At 38.7% G+C, this 21,883-nt stretch carries 20 protein-coding genes; 13 read left to right on the plus strand and 7 right to left on the minus strand.

From position 1 onward, the window contains the following. The first annotated feature begins 194 nt into the window (after positions 1-194). The 7 genes from ABDZ91_RS00835 (at position 195) to ABDZ91_RS00865 (ending at position 11,529) form a co-directional block, all read left to right on the plus strand. Positions 195-2,717, plus strand: coding sequence for a helicase-related protein (locus ABDZ91_RS00835; protein WP_343795471.1), 2,523 nt, complete (start codon positions 195-197; stop codon positions 2,715-2,717). 82 nt (positions 2,718-2,799) lie between these two features. Next, positions 2,800-4,215: a D-alanyl-D-alanine carboxypeptidase/D-alanyl-D-alanine endopeptidase gene (gene dacB / locus ABDZ91_RS00840; protein WP_425541770.1), complete on the plus strand. Its 1,416-nt coding sequence runs from the start codon at positions 2,800-2,802 to the stop codon at positions 4,213-4,215. Between the two features lie 653 nt (positions 4,216-4,868). After that, positions 4,869-5,129 (plus strand): DUF1450 domain-containing protein, encoded by a 261-nt coding sequence (locus ABDZ91_RS00845; RefSeq protein WP_343795473.1) that lies wholly within the window; start codon positions 4,869-4,871, stop codon positions 5,127-5,129. Between the two features lie 85 nt (positions 5,130-5,214). Then, on the plus strand, positions 5,215-7,161 hold the full coding sequence (locus tag ABDZ91_RS00850; protein WP_343795474.1) for a GTP-binding protein: 1,947 nt from the start codon (positions 5,215-5,217) through the stop codon (positions 7,159-7,161). Positions 7,162-7,313: 152 nt separating this feature from the next. After that, positions 7,314-9,194 (plus strand): molecular chaperone HtpG, encoded by a 1,881-nt coding sequence (gene htpG, locus ABDZ91_RS00855; protein ID WP_343795476.1) that lies wholly within the window; start codon positions 7,314-7,316, stop codon positions 9,192-9,194. A gap of 86 nt (positions 9,195-9,280) precedes the next feature. Continuing rightward, positions 9,281-10,396, plus strand: coding sequence for an NAD(P)/FAD-dependent oxidoreductase (locus ABDZ91_RS00860; protein ID WP_343795478.1), 1,116 nt, complete (start codon positions 9,281-9,283; stop codon positions 10,394-10,396). Positions 10,397-10,635: 239 nt separating this feature from the next. Continuing rightward, positions 10,636-11,529, plus strand: coding sequence for a proline iminopeptidase-family hydrolase (locus ABDZ91_RS00865; protein WP_343795480.1), 894 nt, complete (start codon positions 10,636-10,638; stop codon positions 11,527-11,529). Between the two features lie 10 nt (positions 11,530-11,539). Here ABDZ91_RS00865 and ABDZ91_RS00870 read toward each other — a convergent pair whose 3' ends face one another. The 7 genes from ABDZ91_RS00870 to ABDZ91_RS00900 form a co-directional block, all read right to left on the minus strand. Then, the gene (locus tag ABDZ91_RS00870) at positions 11,540-12,646 is read right to left on the minus strand and encodes a GerAB/ArcD/ProY family transporter (protein WP_343795482.1); all 1,107 of its coding nucleotides are present in this window, start codon (positions 12,644-12,646) and stop codon (positions 11,540-11,542) included. Continuing rightward, on the minus strand, positions 12,628-12,852 hold the full coding sequence (locus ABDZ91_RS00875; RefSeq protein ID WP_343795483.1) for a hypothetical protein: 225 nt from the start codon (positions 12,850-12,852) through the stop codon (positions 12,628-12,630). The genes ABDZ91_RS00870 and ABDZ91_RS00875 overlap by 19 nt, the downstream gene beginning before the upstream one ends. A gap of 2 nt (positions 12,853-12,854) precedes the next feature. Continuing rightward, positions 12,855-14,018, minus strand: a complete 1,164-nt coding sequence (locus ABDZ91_RS00880; protein ID WP_343795485.1) for a Ger(x)C family spore germination protein — start codon at positions 14,016-14,018, stop codon at positions 12,855-12,857. A gap of 26 nt (positions 14,019-14,044) precedes the next feature. Next, complete coding sequence (locus ABDZ91_RS00885) at positions 14,045-15,559, minus strand: spore germination protein (protein WP_343795487.1); 1,515 nt, start codon at positions 15,557-15,559, stop codon at positions 14,045-14,047. 129 nt (positions 15,560-15,688) lie between these two features. Beyond that, positions 15,689-16,828 (minus strand): zinc-dependent alcohol dehydrogenase, encoded by a 1,140-nt coding sequence (locus ABDZ91_RS00890; RefSeq protein ID WP_343795489.1) that lies wholly within the window; start codon positions 16,826-16,828, stop codon positions 15,689-15,691. An 18-nt stretch (positions 16,829-16,846) separates the two neighbouring features. Beyond that, the gene (locus ABDZ91_RS00895; protein ID WP_343795491.1) at positions 16,847-17,209 is read right to left on the minus strand and encodes a spore coat protein; all 363 of its coding nucleotides are present in this window, start codon (positions 17,207-17,209) and stop codon (positions 16,847-16,849) included. A gap of 18 nt (positions 17,210-17,227) precedes the next feature. Then, positions 17,228-17,440 (minus strand): spore coat protein, encoded by a 213-nt coding sequence (locus ABDZ91_RS00900; RefSeq protein WP_343795493.1) that lies wholly within the window; start codon positions 17,438-17,440, stop codon positions 17,228-17,230. A 180-nt stretch (positions 17,441-17,620) separates the two neighbouring features. On the opposite strand from ABDZ91_RS00900, the gene ABDZ91_RS00905 reads away from it, so the two are divergent. From ABDZ91_RS00905 to aspD, 6 genes are all read left to right on the plus strand, one after another. Next, complete coding sequence (locus ABDZ91_RS00905; protein ID WP_343795494.1) at positions 17,621-17,827, plus strand: hypothetical protein; 207 nt, start codon at positions 17,621-17,623, stop codon at positions 17,825-17,827. Further along, positions 17,824-18,123 carry a spore coat protein gene (locus tag ABDZ91_RS00910; RefSeq protein WP_343795495.1) on the plus strand — a complete coding sequence of 100 codons (300 nt, stop codon included), beginning with the start codon at positions 17,824-17,826 and terminating at the stop codon, positions 18,121-18,123. The genes ABDZ91_RS00905 and ABDZ91_RS00910 overlap by 4 nt, the downstream gene beginning before the upstream one ends. 18 nt (positions 18,124-18,141) lie before the next feature. After that, the gene (locus tag ABDZ91_RS00915; RefSeq protein WP_343795497.1) at positions 18,142-18,588 is read left to right on the plus strand and encodes a DUF2512 family protein; all 447 of its coding nucleotides are present in this window, start codon (positions 18,142-18,144) and stop codon (positions 18,586-18,588) included. A 243-nt stretch (positions 18,589-18,831) separates the two neighbouring features. Next, the gene (locus tag ABDZ91_RS00920) at positions 18,832-19,833 is read left to right on the plus strand and encodes an LLM class flavin-dependent oxidoreductase (protein WP_343795498.1); all 1,002 of its coding nucleotides are present in this window, start codon (positions 18,832-18,834) and stop codon (positions 19,831-19,833) included. Between the two features lie 82 nt (positions 19,834-19,915). Next, the gene (locus ABDZ91_RS00925; RefSeq protein ID WP_343795500.1) at positions 19,916-20,053 is read left to right on the plus strand and encodes a hypothetical protein; all 138 of its coding nucleotides are present in this window, start codon (positions 19,916-19,918) and stop codon (positions 20,051-20,053) included. 147 nt (positions 20,054-20,200) lie between these two features. Beyond that, entirely contained in the window at positions 20,201-21,829 is a 1,629-nt protein-coding gene (aspD, locus tag ABDZ91_RS00930; RefSeq protein WP_343795501.1) for an aspartate 4-decarboxylase, read from the plus strand. Positions 21,830-21,883 lie beyond the last annotated feature (54 nt).

Consider the following 21,883-nt stretch of genomic DNA (forward strand, 5'->3'; position numbering starts at 1 on the left):
AACGATATGAATTTTTACGTCAATCATAGTTGAACCGCCGTATACCGAACGGTACGTACGGTGGTGTGAGAGGTCGGGGGTTAGTCACCCCCTCCTACTCGATTGGAAAAATACATGATTTTAATTAAATGTAAAATCCTAAATATACCTATATAATCGGATAGTAACCAATTTTTACATAGAAGGAGAACAACATGGATCGCATTGATGCCCTCTATAATCGAGCAATTGACCAAACAAAAACAAAGGTTTATGAAGATATCAATCGTTATTTAGGTAGTAAGGAGGAAAAGCCCTCCTTTGAAGAGTATTTACGTGAACGGACACCATATATCATACAAATCTGGTTGAATATTTGGCTCAACTTAACGAATAGTCACCTATCCAAAAATGAAAAGAAATCATACCTGGAAGAGGCAGGCTATGAGGTTGAAGGTATAGCAAAGAAAGCCCTAAATCAAATCTTTCGGAATGAAATGAGAGAGAGCCCGCCCTTTCAGGTGACAGAATGGCTGGAGAATAAATACGCAGGTAAAAAAGAGCTGTGGGCAGAGCAATATGTGGAGGCGCGTGAAAAATTCATAAGGGAAGAAGAAGAGCGAATCCGTTTAGCCAAACGTCATCGCATGAAAGATGAAGTAAGAAAAGTGTTAGAAGAGATTATTAAACAATATGAGGACCATCTATACTTGTGGATTCGCTACAAAATGGGGATTCAAATTTCAAGAGATATTGAACAAAAGGGCTATGTTGTTTCGAGTGATTATACTACAGTTGATACATTCTTGGATGAATTATCGGAGCCGCCATATCAAAATTTTTATTACGAAGAGAATGGGTACTATTACGAAATTTACGAACGTTATATTATGAATGAACTTTTTGATTTCTTGCCTCGGTTTGTTAAAGAAAAATTACCCCTTACCGTTCTTCAACGCTTTAAAGAAACTTTTCATCAAGAATTGTCTGAAAAACTGTTGAGAGAGTTACTGGAAGGAAATATTTTCGAGTTATCCATTGATTTATTTGAATTTATGGCTGAGGAATATATTACGGATCTTATCAGATTATCGGATTTAGCATTTGATCTTAAGGTTCACCAACAATTATTTGAAGAGGATATGGCTACCCGAGAACGTAGACGGGAAGAAGAATTGGCCGAAATAAAGCGAAAGCAAGAAGAAGAAAAACGGATGCTGGAGGATATCTTCAGTCGAGAATACAGTCCATCAGTTGGAAAGAAAATTCACTACATCCTTCATGTTGGAGAAACGAACACAGGCAAGACACATCATGCTTTGGAACGAATGAAAGCTGCTAAGACTGGTCTTTATCTGGCACCCTTAAGACTATTAGCGCTTGAAATCTACGATAAATTAAACAATGAAGGGGTCCCTTGTTCTTTAAAAACAGGTGAGGAAGAGAAAATCAATCCAAAAGCTAGTCATATTTCATGTACAGTGGAAATGTTTCATGAAAAAGATTACTACGATGTCGTGGTTATAGATGAGGCCCAAATGATTGCAGATAAGGATCGTGGTTTTTCCTGGTATAAAGCGATCACTCAAGCGAATGCGAAAGAGGTGCACATTGTTGGAAGTTTTAATATGAAAGAAATGGTATTGGGACTCATTGGAGATGCTGAAATTGATATACATGAATACACCCGAGATATCCCATTAGAAGTAGAACCGAATGAATTCAGTCTTAAACATACTAAAAAAGGGGATGCCCTCGTTTGTTTTTCAAGACGAAGAGTGCTAGAAACAGCATCTGATCTACAAAAACGAGGAAAGTCTGTCAGTATGATATATGGAAGCATGCCGCCTGAAACAAGAAAAAAGCAAATCCAACGATTCATCAATGGTGAGACATCAGTAGTGGTATCAACGGATGCTATAGGTATGGGGGTTAACCTGCCAATCAGGAGAATTGTTTTTCTAGAGAATGAAAAGTTTGATGGCACGCGAAGAAGAAGGCTAACCTCACAAGAAGTTAAACAAATTGCAGGTCGTGCTGGAAGAAAAGGGATTTACGAAGTAGGTAAAGTAGCTTTCACTCATGATATTAAAAAGATGTCACAACTGCTACATCAAGTAGATGAACCCCTTCAATCATTTACAATTGCACCAACGAGCTCTATTTTTGAGCGGTTCCAGAAATATTCGCGTGATTTGGGCTTGTTTTTTGAGCTTTGGGAAAAATTTAAAGGTCCTAAAGGAACGAGAAAAGCAAGTTTAGATGAGGAACGTGAACTATATGAAACCATTAGGGGTACGATGATTGAAGCTAGATTTTCGTTAATGGATTTGTATGGATTTCTGCATTTACCATTTTCTCCGAAGGACCCTGGGTTGAAGGATCAGTGGGTCGAAAAAATGGTGGCAATCGTCGAGCGGCAGCCCCTCCCAGAACCAAGAATTTCGAAAGACAGTCTCGAACAGTTAGAGCTTTCCTATAAATCCATTGGATTACACTTATTGTTTTTATACCGTCTTGAACAACGTACGGAAGCTCTCTACTGGGAGAGGATTAGAGAAGAGATTAGTGATGACATCCATGAAGTATTAAAAAAGGATATCAAGGCTGATACAAAAAAATGTAAGAAATGTGGGCGTAGATTGCCCCATGACTTTAAGTTTCCAACGTGTAATTCTTGTCACAGGGAACAAGTTCGATACCGTTCTAATCGAGGAAGAGGGGATAGATTGTTTTAAATGTGAGGTGTAGTTTATTAAATTCAAAATTTTTGTAACTCTTTTGCTGTTATTTGTGTTATCTTTCAAACAAGCACTAATTATGAAAGAACATCATTTAATAGCAAAGGATGATACTACCATAATGATTGAAAAATTAAACCAATTACTGCATGAGGAGCCAATTCTAAAAGGAGCACTTGCTGGAATCAGTATTCGTTCAGTTGATACTGGTGAGCTATTGTATGAGCATTTTGGAGATGTGCGTCTACGTCCCGCTTCCAATATGAAGCTATTCACTTCGGCAGCTGCTCTTTCGACTTTAGGTGAGAATTATACCTTTCAAACAGAGCTACGAACCGATGGAAAGATACATGAAGGTGTGTTAAAAGGTAACTTATACGTAAAGGGAAAAGGAGACCCTACCTTACAATGGGAAGATATTGAAAAACTAGTCCAGTCATTAAAAGAATTGGGTGTGAAGGAAGTCCATGGGCACCTCATAGGTGATGATACTTGGTATGACGACGTTCGTTATTCTATTGATCTTCCATGGTCAGATGAAACGATGTATTATGGGTCACAGATTTCTGCATTAACGGTATCACCTTCTGAAGAATATGATACCGGAACAGTTAGGTTTGAAATAATACCAGGAGAAAAGGCAGGAGAGGCACCGACCTATCGAGTGTTTCCTGAAACCCAATACATAGAAGTTATGAACAAAGCTCAAACTGTTTCCTCAGAGGTTCAGGAAGCAGATATCATGATTGAACGTGAGCATGGTACGAATAAAATGACCATTTTGGGAAGTATTCCTGTTCAATCTGATATTGAACAAATTTGTGTGCCTGTCTGGGAACCCACTTTATATGTACTGGATTTATTTGATCATGCTTTGAAACAAAGTGGAATTGTTTTAAAAGGGGAAAGTATGACAGAGGAAACGCCAGAGGAAACGGTGATCATTGCCTCTCGTGATTCGATTCCTATTTCAGAACTTCTTATTCCCTTTATGAAATTGAGTAATAACGGGGTTGGGGAACTCCTTACAAAAGAAATGGGAAGAGTTCGACTTGGAGAAGGTAGTTGGGAAAAAGGACTAGAAGTGTTATCTTCTGAATTGAAAAATCTAGGCATTGATACGGATTCGCTTGTGTTAAGGGATGGGTCAGGGATCTCACATGTGAATCTTTTGACTACTAATGAAATATCCAGACTTTTATATGTTGCTCAGAGTCAGCCATGGTTTGAGGTTTTTAAAAAATCTCTGCCTGTAGCGGGGGAAGCTGACCGAATGCTGGGAGGAACTCTCTCAGAAAGAATGACAGAGTTGCCGTTGAAAGGGAAAGTTCTAGCGAAAACAGGTACGATTCAAACGGTTACTTCATTATCAGGCTACGTAGAAACAAAGACTGGTGAATCCCTTATCTTTTCAATTGTCCTCAATAATCTGTTAGATGAGGATGCAGGAAAGGAATTAGAGGACCGGTTGATTGAGTTAATAGCAGGATATTAGTAGTATAGGATCCTTCTGTCCCGAAACAGAGCAAGAAGTGTGGTAAACGGGACAGCAGAGGGTTCGTCTGTCCCAAACTAGAGCAAAAATAGTAGTAAACGGGACAGCGTGAGGTCCGTCTGTCCCAAACTAGAGCAAAGATAGTAGTAAACGGGACAGCAAGAGGTTCGTCTGTCCCAAATCAGAGCAACAAGTGTGGTAAACGGGACAGCAGAGGGTTCGTCTGTCCCAAACTAGAGCAAAGATAGTAGTAAACGGGACAGCAAGAGGTCCGTCTGTCCCAAATTAGAGTAAGAAGTGTGGTAAACGGGACAGCAAAGGGTCTGTCTGTCCCAAATCAGAGTAAGAAGTTTGGTAAACGGGACAGCAAGAGGACCGTCTGTCCCAAAACAGAGCAAGAAGCGTGGTAAACGGGACAGCAAGAGGACCGTCTGTCCCAAATCAGAGCAAAAATAGTAGTAAACGGGACAGAAGCAATTCCTCCTGTTTATTAAAAGCATTAAAAAGCATTGAAAGGAAACAAATCGTTTCCCTTCAATGCTTTGTTTTTTTATATGGAAATGACTTTAAGGAAGCCTATTCATTAGATAATATGAACGAGTTAAGTTACAATTATTATAATCATACAACTAAATCAGAGTAGGAGAATTACAGTGAAATGGTTATGGTCCAAAACCTCTAAGAAAAAACTAAAAATTGAATTTTGTGAGAAAAACTTAGATCGTTTTCTTACTGAAAATGATTTGACATCATATGAAGCCTTTTTGAAGGAGTCCCATATCACTTATAAAGAGTATGACTGTCAGAGTCATTGCAAAACTTGTAAAAAACAAGCTTATGCCATATTGAATGGAGATATGATAACCGCATCAACTTCAAAGGAACTACTAGAAAAATTAAAAGAACAACAATAGCGTTATTCAGTAGAACCCTAAGTGGTTCTTTTTTTGATTTGTTATAATAGAAACATAAAAGTTAAAAGGTGTTGCGAGGTTATTTATGAAGGAAACAATCGGAATATTAGCACATGTGGATGCTGGGAAGACTACTTTTTCTGAGCAACTTCTTTTTCATACAAATAGCATTAAACTTAGAGGTCGAGTCGATCATAAAAATGCTTTTTTAGATAGCCATTCCATTGAAAGAGAACGAGGAATAACCGTGTTTGCTGACCAAGGAATATTTACATATGGGGACTCGACTTATTATTTGGTAGATACTCCTGGGCACGTAGATTTTTCTCCAGAAATGGAAAGAGCGATTCAAATTATGGATTATGCCATTGTCATTGTCAGTGCGGTTGAAGGAATTGAAGGACACACAGAAACCGTTTGGGAGTTATTAAGGAAACATAGAGTTCCAACCTTCTTTTTTATCAACAAAACAGACCGGATTGGAGCAAATCCTGAACAAGTAATGCAAGAAATCCAACAGAACTTCTCTATACATGCTGTTGACCTAACGGATTCCTTTGAAAACGGGGGTATGAAAGAAGGTTTAATAGAATGGTTAGCAGAACAAGATGACACCCTTTTAGAACATTATCTTGAGAATGGATACTCTTATTCAAAATGGGTAGATACCATGAAAAAACGGTTTAGTAGTGGTCTATTATTTCCATGCACCACTGGTTCTGCCTTACAAGACATTGGCATTAATAGTTTTTTAGAAAAATTAGAATGTCTAACAGAAACAGCTTATAAAAAGGAAGGCACCTTTTCTGCTCACGTGTATAAAATCAGACATGATGAAAAAGGGACTAGACTTACGTTTATGAAGGCACTAACGGGGGCTCTGACTGTTAGAGATGAAATAAAGTATGGAGATGCCCTGACCATTGAAAAGGTTACACAAATTAGGGTGTATAATGGTGACACTTTTCAAGTGGTTGAGCGGGTTGAGGCTGGTGAACTCTTTGCTGTTGTTGGGTTAACAAAAGCTGAAATTGGTGATGGGATTGGGCCATTTACTAAAGATGTGCATTATGAAATGTTTCCCACTTTAAAAGCAAAAGTGTTATTTGAACCTTCCGTACATATAAGAGAAGCATTAGTCTTTTTCAAACAATTAGATGCAGAAGACCCTTCCCTAAACGTTATATGGGATGAGACACTTCAGGAAATCCATATCCACGTCATGGGTGCGATTCAGCTTGAAGTATTGGAACAGATTGTGAGTGAACGATATGGCATACAAGTTACCTTTGCTGATCCTGAGATCTTATATAAGGAAACGATCAAAGACACGGTTGTTGGATATGGTCATTTTGAACCGTTAGGGCACTATGCTGAAGTCCATTTACAGATAGAAGAGGGGGAAAGAAATAGCGGCATTGTGTTTGAAAACAAGTGTCACCCTGATGAATTGATCGTGGGCTATCAAAATCTCGTTCAGCAACATCTATTTGAACGTGATCATCATGGAATACTTACTGGTTCCCCTCTAACAGATGTAAAAATAACCCTATTAACAGGGAGAGCTCACAACAAACACACTTCTGGTGGCGACTTTCGTGAAGCGACCTTTAGAGCCATAAGGCAAGGTTTAGAAAAAGCTAAGAACCGATTACTAGAGCCTGTTTATCAGTATAAGATTAAGGTGGATATTGACCAAATGGGCAAGGTATTAACCGATATCCAGCAAGCATACGGACATTATGAGACACCACAAGCAGAAGGTGATAAAGCCGTTCTAACAGGTACTGTCCCTGTTGCCACCTTTATGGACTATCCGAATCAATTAGCATCCTACACCCAGGGGAGGGGGGCCATTTCTTTAGTATTTGCAGGGTATGACAGATGTCATAATGAGGAAAAAGTTATGGAACGGAAAAATTATAATAAGGACGCTGATCCAGAATACACTTCCTCATCCATCTTTTGTGCCAAAGGTGTGGGCTATTCCGTTCCTTGGAATGAAGCGGAAGGAAAAATGCACGCATTGTAAAAGAACCTTCCATGGATTGACAACTTGTCCCTTTTATGATATTTAATTATTGGGAATTAGCACTCCCGGCGAAAGAGTGCTAAACCTGTCATCAAAGGTGAAATAATAAACAAACTTCTATTCTTTTTGGAAATGTGAAAGGAGAGGTCCTTATGGCTAAGAAGCAATTTAAAGCCGAGTCTAAAAGGTTACTAGAGATGATGATTAACTCCATTTATTCACAACGAGAAGTCTTTTTACGTGAGTTAATTTCAAATTCAAGTGATGCCATAGATAAACTGTATTACAAGGCATTAACGGATGATTCCTTAAGTTTCAATAAGGATGATTATTACATAAAGATTGTTCCAAACAAGGAAGCTCGTACTCTAACCATTTCAGATACCGGTATTGGGATGACAAAGGAAGAGTTAGAGACAAATTTAGGTACTATTGCAAAGAGTGGTTCACTTGCTTTTAAAAAGGAAAATGAAGCAAAAGACGGCTTTGATATTATTGGACAATTTGGTGTAGGTTTCTATGCTGCATTTATGGTAGCAGACGTTGTAACCGTGGTTAGTCGTGCATTAGGTAGTGATGAAGCCTACAAATGGGAGTCTAAAGGTGCCGATGGATACACAATCGTTCCTACTGAAAAAGAAACGGTGGGAACAGATATTATCCTTACGATTAAAGAAAACACAGAGGAAGATAATTATGACGAGTATTTAGAAGAGTACCGCATAAAATCTATAGTTAAAAAATATTCAGATTTTATTCGTTATCCAATTAAGATGGATGTTACAGAAAGTAAGCTGAAGGAAGGCTCTGAGGACGAATATGAAAGTGTTGTTGAAGAGAAAGTAATCAACAGCATGGTTCCCATTTGGAAAAAGAACAAAAACGAACTATCAACAGAAGACTATGAAAATTTTTATCAAGAAAAGCATTATGGGTTTGACAAGCCATTAACCCATCTTCATATCAACGTCGATGGTACAATCCGCTATAATGCCATTTTATTTGTCCCAGAAAACATTCCATTTGATTACTACTCTGAAAAGTATGAAAAAGGTTTAGAGTTGTATTCGAATGGCGTACTCATCATGAACAAGTGTGCGGATTTACTACCAGATTACTTTAGCTTTGTAAAAGGAATGGTAGACTCTGAGGATTTATCCTTAAATATATCACGTGAAATGCTTCAGCATGATCGCCAGCTAAAAGTGATTGCGAAAAACTTGAACAAGAAAATTAAAAATGAATTGCAAAGTCTATTAAAAAATGACCGAGAAAAATATGAAACTTTCTTTAAGTCATTTGGTAGACAACTGAAGTTTGGTGCTTACAGTGACTTTGGGGCCAACAAAGAAGTTCTTCAAGATCTTCTTTTGTTTTACTCCTCCAAGGAAAAGAAACTAGTTTCTCTGGATGAATATGTATCTAGAATGCCTGAAGATCAAAAGTTCATTTATTATGCAACAGGTGAGTCAATCGATCGGATCGAAAAAATGCCACAGACTGAAATGGTTGCGGATAAAGGCTATGAAATTTTGTACTTTACTGAAGACATTGATGAGTTTGCAATCAAGATGATCATGAATTACAAGGAAAAAGAGTTTAAGTCTGTATCTAGCGGTGATCTTGGCATTGAAGAAAGTGAGTCGCAAGAAAAGTCAGAAACAAAACAAAACGAACATAAAGAGTTGTTCGAACAAATGAAAAAAGTGCTGGTGGACCACGTTAAAGATGTACGCTTATCCAAGCGTCTGAAATCACATCCGGTCTGCTTAGCAAGTGAAGGCGACATCACAATAGAAATGGAAAAAGTACTACGTGCTATGCCTGATAATAAAGATGTAAAAGCAACAAAAATACTAGAAATTAACCCGAACCATGAAGTATTTGAGGTCTTAAAGGATGCTTTCACAAAGGATCAGGACAAGTTAGAACTTTATACGAAACTGTTGTATAACCAAGCGCTGTTAATTGAAGGTTTACCGATAGAAGACCCAGTTGCCTTTACCAATGACATGTGTAAAGTTATGGTTTAATTTTTACTATGCCCGCCACTTTATTAGTTGGCGGGCTATTGTTATGATGAGAGTAAGAAAAGAGATTGAAAGAAAGTGTGGGAATCATGACTTCAAATATAGTGTTAGGAGCAGGTATACTAGGTGCTTCAACGGCTTACCACTTAGCTAGAGCGGGTAAGCAGGTCATTATTGTTGATCGAAAAGACGCTGGACAGGCTACTGATGCGGCAGCTGGCATCATTTGTCCTTGGATCTCACAACGTCGTAATAAGGCCTGGTATCAGTTAGTAAAAAACGGTGCCCGGTATTACGAAACGCTTATTCCTCTATTAAAAGAAGATGGCGAAGAAGAAACGGGCTATAAAAAGGTTGGAGCCATCAGTTTACATACAGATGAACAAAAACTAGAGAAAATGATTGAGAGAGCAATAAAGCGTAGGGAAGATGCTCCCGAAATGGGGGATATCACCCGCTTATCACAAGAAGACACTAAAAAGCTTTTCCCTCCATTATCTGATGAGTATGCATCTGTTCATATTAGTGGAGCAGCACGGGTAAACGGAAGGTCTCTTCGTGATGCCATGTTAAGAGCTGCTGTAAAGAATGGTGCGCAATTCATTGAAGGTGATGCTTCCATACTTTCCGAAGGCAACAATGTAAAAGGAATACAAATTAGAGATGAAAAACGAATGGGGGATCGAGTTTTAGTGACAACCGGAGCATGGGCTAGCGACGTCATTAAGCCACTTGGTGTTACCTTCAAGGTCTCTGCTCAAAAAGCACAAATTATCCATTTACAATATACAGCTGATCATACAGGTGATTGGCCGGTAATCATGCCTCCAAATAATCAATATATCCTTTCATTTGATCAGGGGAGAGTTGTGATCGGAGCGACGCACGAAGATGAGGTTGGATATGACCTACGTGTAACCGCTGGTGGTATGCATGAAATATTGGATAAGGCGCTTAAGGTAGCACCTGGTTTGGCAGAAAGTGAAGTCGTTGAGACAAGGGTTGGTTTCCGTCCATTTACGCCAGGTTTTCTTCCGATCATTGGTCCTCTTCCAGGATATGATGGAATCTTTCTGGCGAATGGGTTAGGGGCATCAGGATTAACGAGTGGTCCATACTTAGGGGCAGAATTAGCGAAGCTGGCTCAAGGTTTACCTACTGAGCTAGATCTTACTCACTATGATGTTGCAGGAGCTATTGAGTAGGGACATTATTACATATACGGTAATGTTGGGAGCCATACGTATTGTTTGGCTCTATACGGTAATGATAGGGAGCTAAACGGTATTGTTTTGACCTATACGGTAATGATAGGGAGCTATACGGTATTGTTTGGCTTTATACGGTAATGGTAGTGAGTTATACAGTATTGTCCGTGTTTGAACTGTAATGGTTAGTCAAGAAAATGAAGAGGATCAATAAAACAGTTGAAAGGAAGAGAGCAATGAATATTCAAGAGGGTTTTGTTGAAGTTACTGGTGGGAAGGTTTGGTACCAAAAGCATGGCACCCATACTGGTAAGACGCCACTCCTTATCTTACACGGAGGACCAGGCTCTTCCCACTTTGCGATGCAAGGATTAAGGATTTTAGCTGAAGAGCGTCCTGTCATATTTTATGATCAACTTGGGTGTGGAAAATCAGACCGTCCAACTGATGTTTCCCTATGGAAAATTGACCGATTTGTTGAAGAACTAGGACAGATTCGTGAAGCACTATCCTTAGATGAAGTACATATACTCGGCCATTCTTGGGGGACGACTCTAGCAGCGGCCTACATGCTAACGAAACCTGTTGGAGTGAAAAGTGTCATTTTTTCTAGTCCTTGTTTAAGTGCCCCATTATGGGCTGAAGACCAAGAGAAAAATCGTAAGCTCCTCCCAGAAAGTGTTCAGGCTACATTGAAAGAATGTGAAGAAAATGGAACCACGGATTCAAAAGCATATAAGGATGCAACAGCTGAATTTAATAAACGATTTGTCTGTCGGTTAGATCCAATGCCTGAATTTTTAAAAGAAGGAGCCCACTTTAAAAATCCAGAAGTCTATAACATTATGTGGGGACCCTCAGAATTTCATGTAACAGGGAACTTAAAGCATTTTGACTGTACGGATCGTCTAAAAGAGATTCAAATACCCACGCTCTACACATGTGGACGGTATGATGAGGCGACACCAGCATCTACTGAATATTTTAGTCAGTTAACACCCAATTCAAAGTTTCATGTGTATGAGAATAGTGCCCATATGCCGTATTTAGAAGAAAGAGAAGAATTCGTGAGGGTTGTAACAAACTTTTTAAATGAAATAGAGTCACAAGCTAATAAAAAGCTATCATAGATAGCTTTTTTTAGTGTGCTTCATGTAATTCCTTCTCTTGTTTTCTTGCCTTTCTTTTAATCAGTAAAAAGATAGCGAAGATTAGGAATTCTAAAGTGAGTCCAAGAAGGGCCCAAGTATAAAAAGAGAATTCTTGGTGCATATGATTATTCTTAAATAATTGTATGGATAGTAAGCTCAGCAAGATGCCACCTGGTAGTAAAAAAAGATTGGATTCCCTTCTATTCATTACGTTAAACATCTTGAAAAAACAATAAAGTGTTAAAGCCATTTTACAATAGATGGTAGGTAGCCAAACAGACGCAATGACAAGATCAAGGCGATCTAAAAAATCCGTTAAATGGATTTCTTGGATTAGTTGGTAATTTGGGTAAGATGCATATCGGACAATTTCTGGACCTAGTACTGCAATATTTAAAAAGAGTAGCAAGAATAATAAAAATATACTGACACAGACCGACCACATGACAGCTACTCTACTTTTTTCTATTGGCTGAACACTACCTACTATGAAAAAAAGGACCACAATTTCGCCTATCCATGAGAGAAATATAAAGGAAGATTTTAATAGAGACGGGATTGAACCTAATCCAAGGACTGGTTGAAAATTCGCTACGTCAATCTCATTTAATAGTAGAAATGGCAACAGCATAACAGTAAAAACAAGAATCATAAAATGGATTTGTGTGACTCTGGCCACTACCTCCAATCCTGAATAGGCAATGTATGTGAGTGTTAGGACACTTAATATCGAAACGACCAGGATGGGGGTGGTTGGCAATAATACCATTCCCACAAAATCAGAAGCAGCTCTTAAGTCTTTGATAAAAGTAAATACCAAAAAGATTCCAAATAGAAAGGTGAAAATCTTCTTGGTTTTAGTCGATTTATTGTTTATTAAATAATCTTGAAGAGCGGGTGTGATTTTGGATAGCCCGAACCAACAAATCAGAACAACAAACGGCGTTACCATAAGTGGAACCATCCAAGTATTTTGATAGGAGTAATCCACTAGCTTCTGAGGGAGGCTGATGAGTGTCCCCACAAAAATGAAATTAGATAAAAGAATGAATAATTGAAAGGGAGAGACTCTTGCTTTCATGTGTTTAGCACCCACTTTGTAAATTCTCCTATTGTATTATTCAATCCATCTACAATCCACACAAGCGATAGATGGGTCGAAAAAAAGATGGAAGAAACAAATGATAGAAAAATTAAGAAGAAAAAGATAAGCTTTGATTTCTTTTTTTCCTTCTTTAGATCTTTCCAATGAAAGAACGTTATGGACACTAGAAGTAGACATATGGTTACTGTTTCAATCATGATTATTTAGCCACCTTTAAACCTGTATTAGAAAGACGTTGAATTTCTGCATCGACTGTAACCTTTACTTTTACATCGGGAAGCATATCCCTCCAATGGTCTTCTACTGTTTTCCAGTACTTATTTTCACCTCTGTATAAGCTCCAGCCAAGCCCAAAGGAATCAACTTTTTCAGATTTTGTGTGTTCCACAATAGCACTAATATTACTTTGAATCACATTTTCCATACTCTTTCTTACTTTGTTGTAGGATTCCTCATCTTCTAGGTTAAGATTTGTTTCGTTTTCCATAAGAATTGACTCCGTATCGATATGTATCTCAAATTCTGGAATGCCCTGAGATATGGTGTGATGGATTCTGCGTTTACCCTCTATAATTTTGACATTGACCTCTCCCTCGTCTTCAATAGGGATTGTGACACTTTTACTTCTCATTTTCTCTAACATCCAGTAGACCCCTTGTGTTTCTTCAACGTTGGTATGAAAGACTAGCTTGTCATTTTTTAATATCCCGATTTTCTTTATCTCAATTTCTTCCTTCTGTGTTTCAGGGCTTTGGTTTTGTGTTTTTACGACCTCAACCAGAGGAATCATTGGGTCTTTTCCTGGGCGCTTTATGTCATTCAAGATGTTTTTGACGGTTAGGCTAAAGCCGAATTTCGACATTTCTCTAATGGCTTCTGCAGGGAGTTTTTCAAGGTGCGGCGCTGAATTTAGCACAGTTATGGAAGGCCCGTTAGAAACTAAGATAAAAGCCGAAATCCGAGATTGTGGCTGAAGGGCGATTACATCCACAACCGGACCGAAACCTTCTCTGGCAATTTCATCTCCAATGATGATGACACGTCTGTGAGAGAAGTTTAATCGTCTAGACATTCTTGCCTGTAAATTTTCGTTGCTTTCACGGATATTCCGCCCAACACCTGAGTCTACATAGAAAGGACGGTCGCTCCCTGTACCACCACCGCCACCTTCTGCACCTCCCATTGCACCGGGGAGGGGGATCTGTGCAGAAACACGATATTTTCTTTGATCGTCTGATTTTTCTAGATCAAAGCCCGTTGCGATAACAAAAGCTACATCGTTAATTTCTACACGATCCCAACAACCGGTCAAAGTCGTTATAATGATGGTGAAAATGACAAGAACTTGGAACATTCGTTTCATAAACATACTCCTAGTGTGTCGAAATTTTATGAACTACTTTCACGCTGAGCATTTTCTTTATTGGTTTGATTAGGTCTTGAGTTCATCTTCCACCAAGGAACCCGAATAAATACGTCTTTTAAGTCTTTCACAGTTAAAGGTGCTAATGGTGAAAGGTAAGGAACACCAAAAGAGCGTAGCTTGCAAAGATGTGTAATGATGAAAAGCAGTCCTAATACAATTCCAAATAGACCGAACATTCCCGCTAACAACATTAAAGGAAATCGAAGCAACCTGATGGAAATCGCCATATTGAATCGAGGAATTGTAAAGGAGGCAATTCCTGTTAAAGATACGATAATAACCATAGGTGCTGAAACAATACCTGCTTGAACGGCTGCTTGGCCAATAACTAATGCTCCTAAAATACTAACTGCTTGACCAACTGGTTTTGGTAAACGAATTCCCGCTTCCCTAAGTGCCTCAAATGCGACTTCCATAATCATGGCTTCTACAAAAGCGGGGAAGGGGATGGATTCCCGACTTGCTGCAATGCTATATAGAAGGTTAGAGGGAATCATTTCAGGATGATAGGTAGATACGGCAATATACAAAGCAGGTAGTAATAAGGCAATCAAAATAAAGATAAACCGTAACCATCTTAGAAAAATAGATATATGAAACCGGTTATAATAATCTTCACTTGCTTGGAGAAATTGCCAAAACGTGGTTGGAAGGATTAAACAAAAGGGAGTCCCACTCACTAAAATGGCTACACGTCCCTCCAAAAGGTTTGCCGCAACGGTATCTGGCCGTTCTGTATTTTGTATTTGAGGAAAAAAACTAGAAGGGCTGTCCTCAATTAACTCCTCAATATAACCACTTTCTAAAATTCCATCGATTTGGATTTGGTCGATTCTCTTTTCAACTTCTTCTACTAATGATTGCTCTGCAAGCCCATCCATATAAAGAATGTCTACATTTGTATTCGTTTCAGTACCCACTTCTTTAGAAATGATTTTTAGCCGACTAGATTTTATCTTATTCCGGATTAAACTGGTGTTTACCCTGATATTTTCTGTAAATCCTTCCCGGGGGCCACGAACAGCAGTTTCCGTTTCAGGTTCCGAGACACTCCTCGTTTCACCGCCGCGGGCGTTAAAGACCATTGCTTTTGCCATTGAATCGACAAACAAGATCGTATTTCCTGCTAAGATTTGTTTCGTAACATCATCCAGTTTAGTAGCTTCTACCACTTTATTAATAGAAATCACTTGCTCTTCTAAATACTCAGGAGTTACTTGCTGTGGTTCAATCTTTGAAAGAAGCCTATGAATGGCATGTAACTGAATGCTGCTGTTATCGACAAGGCCATCAATATACATTAACGATGCTGGATTTTCTCCTACCTTTAGGGAGCGAATCACTACATCTGAACACTTATCAAAAGTTTCTTTCAGAATGCGCATGTTTTCATGTAGGTTAGAAGAAACATCAATGTTTAGTTTTTCTTCTGATTTTTTGTTGTCTTTTTGTGGTGCATCCTGTTCTTTATTTTTCATTCTTGGTGTCTCCCGTTATATAAATTCTCAAGTGGTCAACACCTATTTTGTCCAAGTAAATGAAGACTATCCATTTCATGGAATAAGAGGGAGGAAGCAAAAAAACTCAGTCTATACTGACTGAGTTTTTTAATGGGGTTTTAATACAACCTTTATACAGTTATCTGTTTTCGTATCAAACATTTCATAGCCTTTTTTTGCTTCGGAAAGAGGAAGTCGGTGAGTTACTACGTCAGATAAATTGATTTTCCCGTCATTAACCAGCTTATATAGTTGTGGAATAAGGGGAATAACATGGGCTTGTCCCATCTTTAACTGGATGTTTCTTTGGAAGAAATCGCCGAGAGGGAACGCGTTATATCTCATTCCATAAATTCCGGTTAATTGGACAGTCCCACATTTTCTAACTGCTTGTGCGGCCATTACAATGGCCCCCATTGAACCGCCATGAAGCTTTAATCCAGTTGCTAAAAACTCCATAGGTGTCATTTTCCCGTCCATACCTACGCAATCAATGACCACATCAGCCCCACCTTGTGTAATCTCCTTCAAATGCTCACCGATATTTTGTTCTGATTCAAAATTAACAATTTCCACGTTATTAGTCTTTTTGGCGTGTTGCAAACGATAATCTACATAATCTACGGCTATTACTCGCTTGGCCCCTTTGAACCATGAAAACTTCTGTGCTAATAATCCTACAGGACCACATCCTAGAATAATTACGGTATCCCCATTTTTAACACCTGCATTCTCAACACTCCAAAAAGCTGTAGAAGCGGCATCGGAAAGTAAGACTAACTGCTCATCTTCAACTTCACAATCATCTGGTAGGCGGAAGGGAGTAAAGTTTCCATACGGGACGCGTAAATATTCCGCTTGTCCACCTGCGTATCCACCAGTTGTTTCAGAGTAACCGAAGTATGCCCCCATGTCTCCATGAGGATTTGCATCATCACATTGACTCGTGTAGCCATGATGACAGTACCAGCATTGACCACAGCTAATATTAAATGGAACAATGACACGATCCCCTTTTTTCACTTTTGTAACTTCTGGACCCACTTCCTCTACAATACCCATCGGCTCATGGCCAATAATAAAATTTTCTGGCATGTTGGGAATCATTCCATGAATGAGATGTAGGTCAGAACCACAAATAGCAGAGGTTGTTACTTTAACAACAATATCGTCAGCCTTTTCAATTTGGGGGTCGCGTACATCTGTTACTTGAACATCTTTTATACCTTGATAGGTAACTGCTTTCATTTGTCATCACCTTTTTTATTATTTATAAGGAGTCGCGAACGTTCCCAAACGATCTGTGTCTCTTGGGTATAAATTCATCTCTGCAATACTTAATGCGGTATCGGCAGATTTCCAATCTAGCTCTACTTGCTTCCCTAAATCATGTGGGGAAAGCCACCCTTTTTCAAGCATGAGATCAACAAGTTCTGCGTATAAGTCAATCGCTTTATCCATTTGATGGTATAACACTTCGCGCAAATCATGAGTGGCTGTTTCCGTAAGTGTTACAGCATAATAGCGAATCCCTGTTTTCACCGACAGAAGGAAGTCCATAGCAACAGATGCATCTACTGTTTTGGGCATCCCTTCGGCGTATTTGGGATCTAAATAATCTTGGTTCATTATTTTTTCACCTCAAGGTTAATGAATGGTTGTTCTGGCTCCTTCATAGTGCCTTTTTAATTCATTGAGATCATGTATAGATTGTTGAACATCTTTTTCCATCAAAGCTTTTAAGTCATTATCAAAACAAATACCTTGCATGAGCTTTGATTTTAGAAGACAGACGGTTTTAAAATTGATCACTTCATGTGTATCCATTGTTTCATGATAAGCTAATGTCTGTTTAACCATTATCTTTACACCTCTTTTCAACTAACACGGTTTCATTTTTCCCAAACTCATTCCTTAAAATTTCCGTTTCAGTCCTTTTGTACATGCTTTCTGTTACCAACAATGTCAGCAAATACCTCCGTTCAAAAAAGCGAGAATGGAGAAAATAAAACCACAAGATAGAGGAAAGGAGCACATTTTATGACAAAACACATGGCATTACATGAAACTCTTGAAGTGCATGAATTGCTTACCTTCAAAAATCTGGCTTTGACAAAATCTCTAACAATGAGTCCTCTTGTTCAAGATGAACAGTTAAAAAATATAATGCAAGCAGATGCTGAAGCAGGTACAGCGTTTATTCATCGTTTAAAGGAATTACTAACAGATAGGGGTCAAGAGTCATGAATTCAGTCTTTAAAAAGTTGATGGGAATGGGTGCTATGACGGACCAAGTCATTGCAACCGATTTCTTAATTTCTACGAAAGCCGCAGTTAGAAACTTGGCTTTCGCGGTCACAGAAACGACAACTCCGGAAGTTCGCGAAGTACTTAGAAAAGAATTGAGGAATGCTGTGAAGACGCACGAACAGATTTCCGATTATATGGTGGAGAAAGGTATTTATCATCCCCATGATCTGAGTGAGCAGCTGAAAGTAGATTTGAATATAACGGATACAGCTTTAAATTTGGCTGACAAATAGAAAGGAGGAGAAACAAACATGAGGCATTTAGTCGCCTTTATAATAAAACTCGCTGCCAATGGTATTGTAATTTTTTCATTTTTAGCCATCTACAACCCAAACATTAACATTGTTTTAACCATTGCCATTCTCACAACCGTATTGGCTTATATTATTGGCGATTTAGGGATACTACGGAGGCTTGGGAATACTGCTGCAACAATTGGAGACTTTTTATTAGCTTTTATTACAATCGGAGGACTCAGCTACTTCATGATCCAACAAAGCTGGAATATGATTATAACCAGTTTTTTTGCTGCAGTGGCAATCACAGTGATTGAAATTCTTTACCATTTGTTTGTTAAGCATTACCTTTTTGAAGAGAATAAGGAAACACGGGTTGTTTTAAGGACCGATCCTAAGCAGCGTTTTGCAACAGAATTTTCTAAGGAGCTTTATGTTAGAAGTCGTAATAAGAAGAAGTAATAACACCCAGCCACTCATTTGAAATATGAGAGTGAGCTGGGTGTTTTATTATTAACTGAGAGAAAGGTAAAAAGCTTATTTTACTAGCTTCATAGTCATAATTATTTATTTGATTCATGTTAAGAATAAGGTAGTGTGTTTGATTTAGTCACCTTTTTAAAAAAACATGAGCAAATAATTTCTCTGATCTATATGTTATTTGTTACTCTATTTATTATTCTGAGTAAGAAAGGACAATGAAAGATGTCTAAAATAAATATACCGGTCTCCGTCTTAAACCTTGCGCCAATTCGAGAGGGACAAGGAACGAAAGAGGCGATTGATTCTATGGTGAATCTTGCACAAGCTACAGAAAAATTAGGATACACACGGTATTGGATTGCCGAGCACCATAATACCAGTACGCTAGTAAGTTCTGCTACATCCATTTTAATTAAACATACATTAGAACATACAAAAAGTATTCGAGTTGGATCTGGCGGTGTAATGCTTCCAAACCATTCACCTTTAGTAGTGGCAGAGCAGTTTGGAACGATGGCAACTATTTATCCGGACAGACTAGATTTAGGGCTAGGACGTGCACCAGGAACTGATATGGTAACGGCCGGTGCGTTGAGACGCTCTCAAAATGATACGGTGTATACGTTCCCAGAAGATGTTCAAGATTTATTACGCTATTTTGGTCCAGAGGAAGTACAAGGACAAGTAAAAGCGTATCCTGGTCTTGGTACAAATATCCCTATCTATATTCTTGGCTCCTCTACAGACTCAGCCTATTTAGCAGCTAAATTAGGATTACCATATGTGTTTGCATCACACTTTGCACCAAGATACATGGAAGAAGCTATCCAAATTTATCGCGCGCGATTCCAGCCGTCTCAGTATTTAGATAAACCGCATATGATGGTTTGTCTCAATGTCATTGCTGCTGATACAGATGAAGATGCTCAGATGCAATTGACGACCATGCAGCAGTTTTTCTTAAATGTGGTGCGTGGGACCCAAATGAAATTGCAACCACCTGTGGAGAGCATGGACGAAATCTGGAGTTTGCCGGAAAAACAAATGGCAACTTCGATGTCCAGTATGACACTGCTTGGTAGCAAGGATACGGTTCGCAATCAACTCACCAGATTCCAGGAGTTATATAATGTGGATGAGTTAATGGCGGTTTCTTACATTTTTGACGAAGGGAAGCAAGTCCGTTCCTACGAAATTTTAAAAGAGATTGTCGATGGTAAATAATTTTATAAAAAGTATCACCATTTTTCATTTACTGCATATATTGAGTTGGTGTGAGTAAATTATTATGAAGGATGGTTGAAAGATGAGTAATAATCAAGTGAAGTACAGTACAACAAAGAATTGGGAGCAAAATCGCTCGGATTATAAGGTAATAGAAGTAAATGTATCTAATCCCGCTGATAGTCTATATGCAGTGGTTACTCCCGTTAAGAACAAGTAAAGATAAAAATGTTTTAACCCTGTCTTTTTGTTTCTCTTACATAGAGGAGGCAGGGTTTTTATATTTTTGAACTTTGAAATATCTACCTACCTAATATTTAACTTTTGAATGAGGAATACTTTAAAAAGTTGAAGTAGGAGGGATATTGTGGAACGAACTAATAACGACGGAAAGCATATGGAGATTTCTGAAGTTAAAATCAGTCCGTTTGAGCTAAAAGATAAGCTCATTGATTTAGCAAAAGGAAAAATGAGAATGACTCGGGCCATGTTGGATGCAGGACGTGGGAATCCTAACTGGATTGCAGCCACACCACGTGAAGCATTTTTCGCACTTGGACAATTCGCTGTCCAAGAATCACGCCGAGTATGGAATGAACATGATTTAGCGGGTATGCCACATCATGAGGGACTAGCTGAAAGATTTTATACATATGTGAAGGAACATCCTGAAACGCCAGGGATCAACATGTTAAAGGAAATCGTGGATTATGGGATAGATGTGAAGCATTTTGAACCAGATTTATGGCTTTATGAACTAGTGGATGGAATCATTGGTGATAATTACCCGAATCCGGACCGAATGTTAGTTAAAATTGAGCAAGTAGTACATGATTTTTTATTACAAGAGCTATGTGGAAGTGATACTGCTTGTGGAAGATACGATTTGTTTGCGGTAGAAGGTGCAACAGCTGCAATGTGTTATATCTTTGACACCTTGTATAAAAATTATCTTCTTCCACCAGGGTCCAAGATTGCGGTGATGGTTCCCATTTTTCCACCATATATAGAAATTCCAGAACTTCCGACAAATGCTTATGATGTAATCGAAATCCATGCCTCAGAATTAGATGAGAATGGGAATCACACGTGGCAATATCCAAAAGAAGAATTAGAGAAGCTAGCTGATCCTGACATCAAGGCTGCCTTTATCGTAAATCCGAGTAATCCACCATCTGTTGCTATGAATAATGAATCGATCCAACAATTGATAAGGATTGTAAAGGAAGAAAATCCAAATCTAATGATTATCTCGGATGACGTATATGGTACGTTCGTTGAGGGCTTTCGTTCGATTATGGTGGAACTCCCCTTTAATACCATTGGAGTATACTCCTTTTCGAAATACTTCGGTGTAACAGGTTGGCGACTCGGGACAATTGCATTGAACCGAACGAATGTGTTTGACAAGTTACTAAGCGAGTTACCCGTAGAAAAAAAGAAAGTATTACACAGAAGGTACGCTTCCCTTACACATGATACGGATAACTTAAAGTTTATCGATCGCTTGGTAGCCGATAGCCGTACGGTTGCTATGAATCATACAGCGGGACTTTCGACACCACAACAGGTTCAAATGGCATTGTTTTCTATTTTCGCTGTACTGGATCAAAATAATCGCTATAAAAAGCAAACCAATGAGATTTGTACACGGAGAATGGTGCGGCTTTACGAAGGTTTAGGGTTACCTAAGAAGCAATTACCGAATGATGCTGACTATTATACGGAAATTGACCTTGAAATATGGGCCAAACATAACTATGGAGCGGAGTTTACAGAGTTTCTACAAACAAACTACAAGCCAATCGATGTCTTATATCGGTTAGCAGAAAAGTCATCCATTGTGTTGTTAAATGGGGAAGGGTTTTTAGCACCGACCTGGTCGATTCGCGTGTCTCTTGCAAATTTGAATGATGATGCTTACTTAACGATTGGACAAGAGTTGCGAAATGTATTGGAAGAGTATGTGTCAGAATGGAAAGAAGCGGGAAGTTAAGTAGATGAAGCAGCTCTATTGAGGGCTGCTTTTTTACTGGAAACTACGGGTTTT

It is taken from the genome of Bacillus carboniphilus (assembly GCF_039522365.1).
GTDB classification, from domain to species: domain Bacteria; phylum Bacillota; class Bacilli; order Bacillales; family JC228; genus Bacillus_BF; species Bacillus_BF carboniphilus.

What these genes read in the sequence shown, in the direction of transcription:
- ABDZ91_RS00835 (WP_343795471.1), top strand. Translation starts at nt 195, where the DNA reads ATGGATCGCATTGATGCCCTCTATAATCGAGCAATTGACCAAACAAAA.
- dacB (WP_425541770.1), top strand. Translation starts at nt 2,800, where the DNA reads ATGAAAGAACATCATTTAATAGCAAAGGATGATACTACCATAATGATT.
- ABDZ91_RS00850 (WP_343795474.1), top strand. Translation starts at nt 5,215, where the DNA reads ATGAAGGAAACAATCGGAATATTAGCACATGTGGATGCTGGGAAGACT.
- htpG (WP_343795476.1), top strand. Translation starts at nt 7,314, where the DNA reads ATGGCTAAGAAGCAATTTAAAGCCGAGTCTAAAAGGTTACTAGAGATG.
- ABDZ91_RS00860 (WP_343795478.1), top strand. Translation starts at nt 9,281, where the DNA reads ATGACTTCAAATATAGTGTTAGGAGCAGGTATACTAGGTGCTTCAACG.
- ABDZ91_RS00865 (WP_343795480.1), top strand. Translation starts at nt 10,636, where the DNA reads ATGAATATTCAAGAGGGTTTTGTTGAAGTTACTGGTGGGAAGGTTTGG.
- ABDZ91_RS00875 (WP_343795483.1), bottom strand. Translation starts at nt 12,852, where the DNA reads ATGATTGAAACAGTAACCATATGTCTACTTCTAGTGTCCATAACGTTC.
- ABDZ91_RS00880 (WP_343795485.1), bottom strand. Translation starts at nt 14,018, where the DNA reads ATGAAACGAATGTTCCAAGTTCTTGTCATTTTCACCATCATTATAACG.
- ABDZ91_RS00885 (WP_343795487.1), bottom strand. Translation starts at nt 15,559, where the DNA reads ATGAAAAATAAAGAACAGGATGCACCACAAAAAGACAACAAAAAATCA.
- ABDZ91_RS00890 (WP_343795489.1), bottom strand. Translation starts at nt 16,828, where the DNA reads ATGAAAGCAGTTACCTATCAAGGTATAAAAGATGTTCAAGTAACAGAT.
- ABDZ91_RS00895 (WP_343795491.1), bottom strand. Translation starts at nt 17,209, where the DNA reads ATGAACCAAGATTATTTAGATCCCAAATACGCCGAAGGGATGCCCAAA.
- ABDZ91_RS00900 (WP_343795493.1), bottom strand. Translation starts at nt 17,440, where the DNA reads ATGGTTAAACAGACATTAGCTTATCATGAAACAATGGATACACATGAA.
- ABDZ91_RS00905 (WP_343795494.1), top strand. Translation starts at nt 17,621, where the DNA reads ATGACAAAACACATGGCATTACATGAAACTCTTGAAGTGCATGAATTG.
- ABDZ91_RS00910 (WP_343795495.1), top strand. Translation starts at nt 17,824, where the DNA reads ATGAATTCAGTCTTTAAAAAGTTGATGGGAATGGGTGCTATGACGGAC.
- ABDZ91_RS00915 (WP_343795497.1), top strand. Translation starts at nt 18,142, where the DNA reads ATGAGGCATTTAGTCGCCTTTATAATAAAACTCGCTGCCAATGGTATT.
- ABDZ91_RS00920 (WP_343795498.1), top strand. Translation starts at nt 18,832, where the DNA reads ATGTCTAAAATAAATATACCGGTCTCCGTCTTAAACCTTGCGCCAATT.
- ABDZ91_RS00925 (WP_343795500.1), top strand. Translation starts at nt 19,916, where the DNA reads ATGAGTAATAATCAAGTGAAGTACAGTACAACAAAGAATTGGGAGCAA.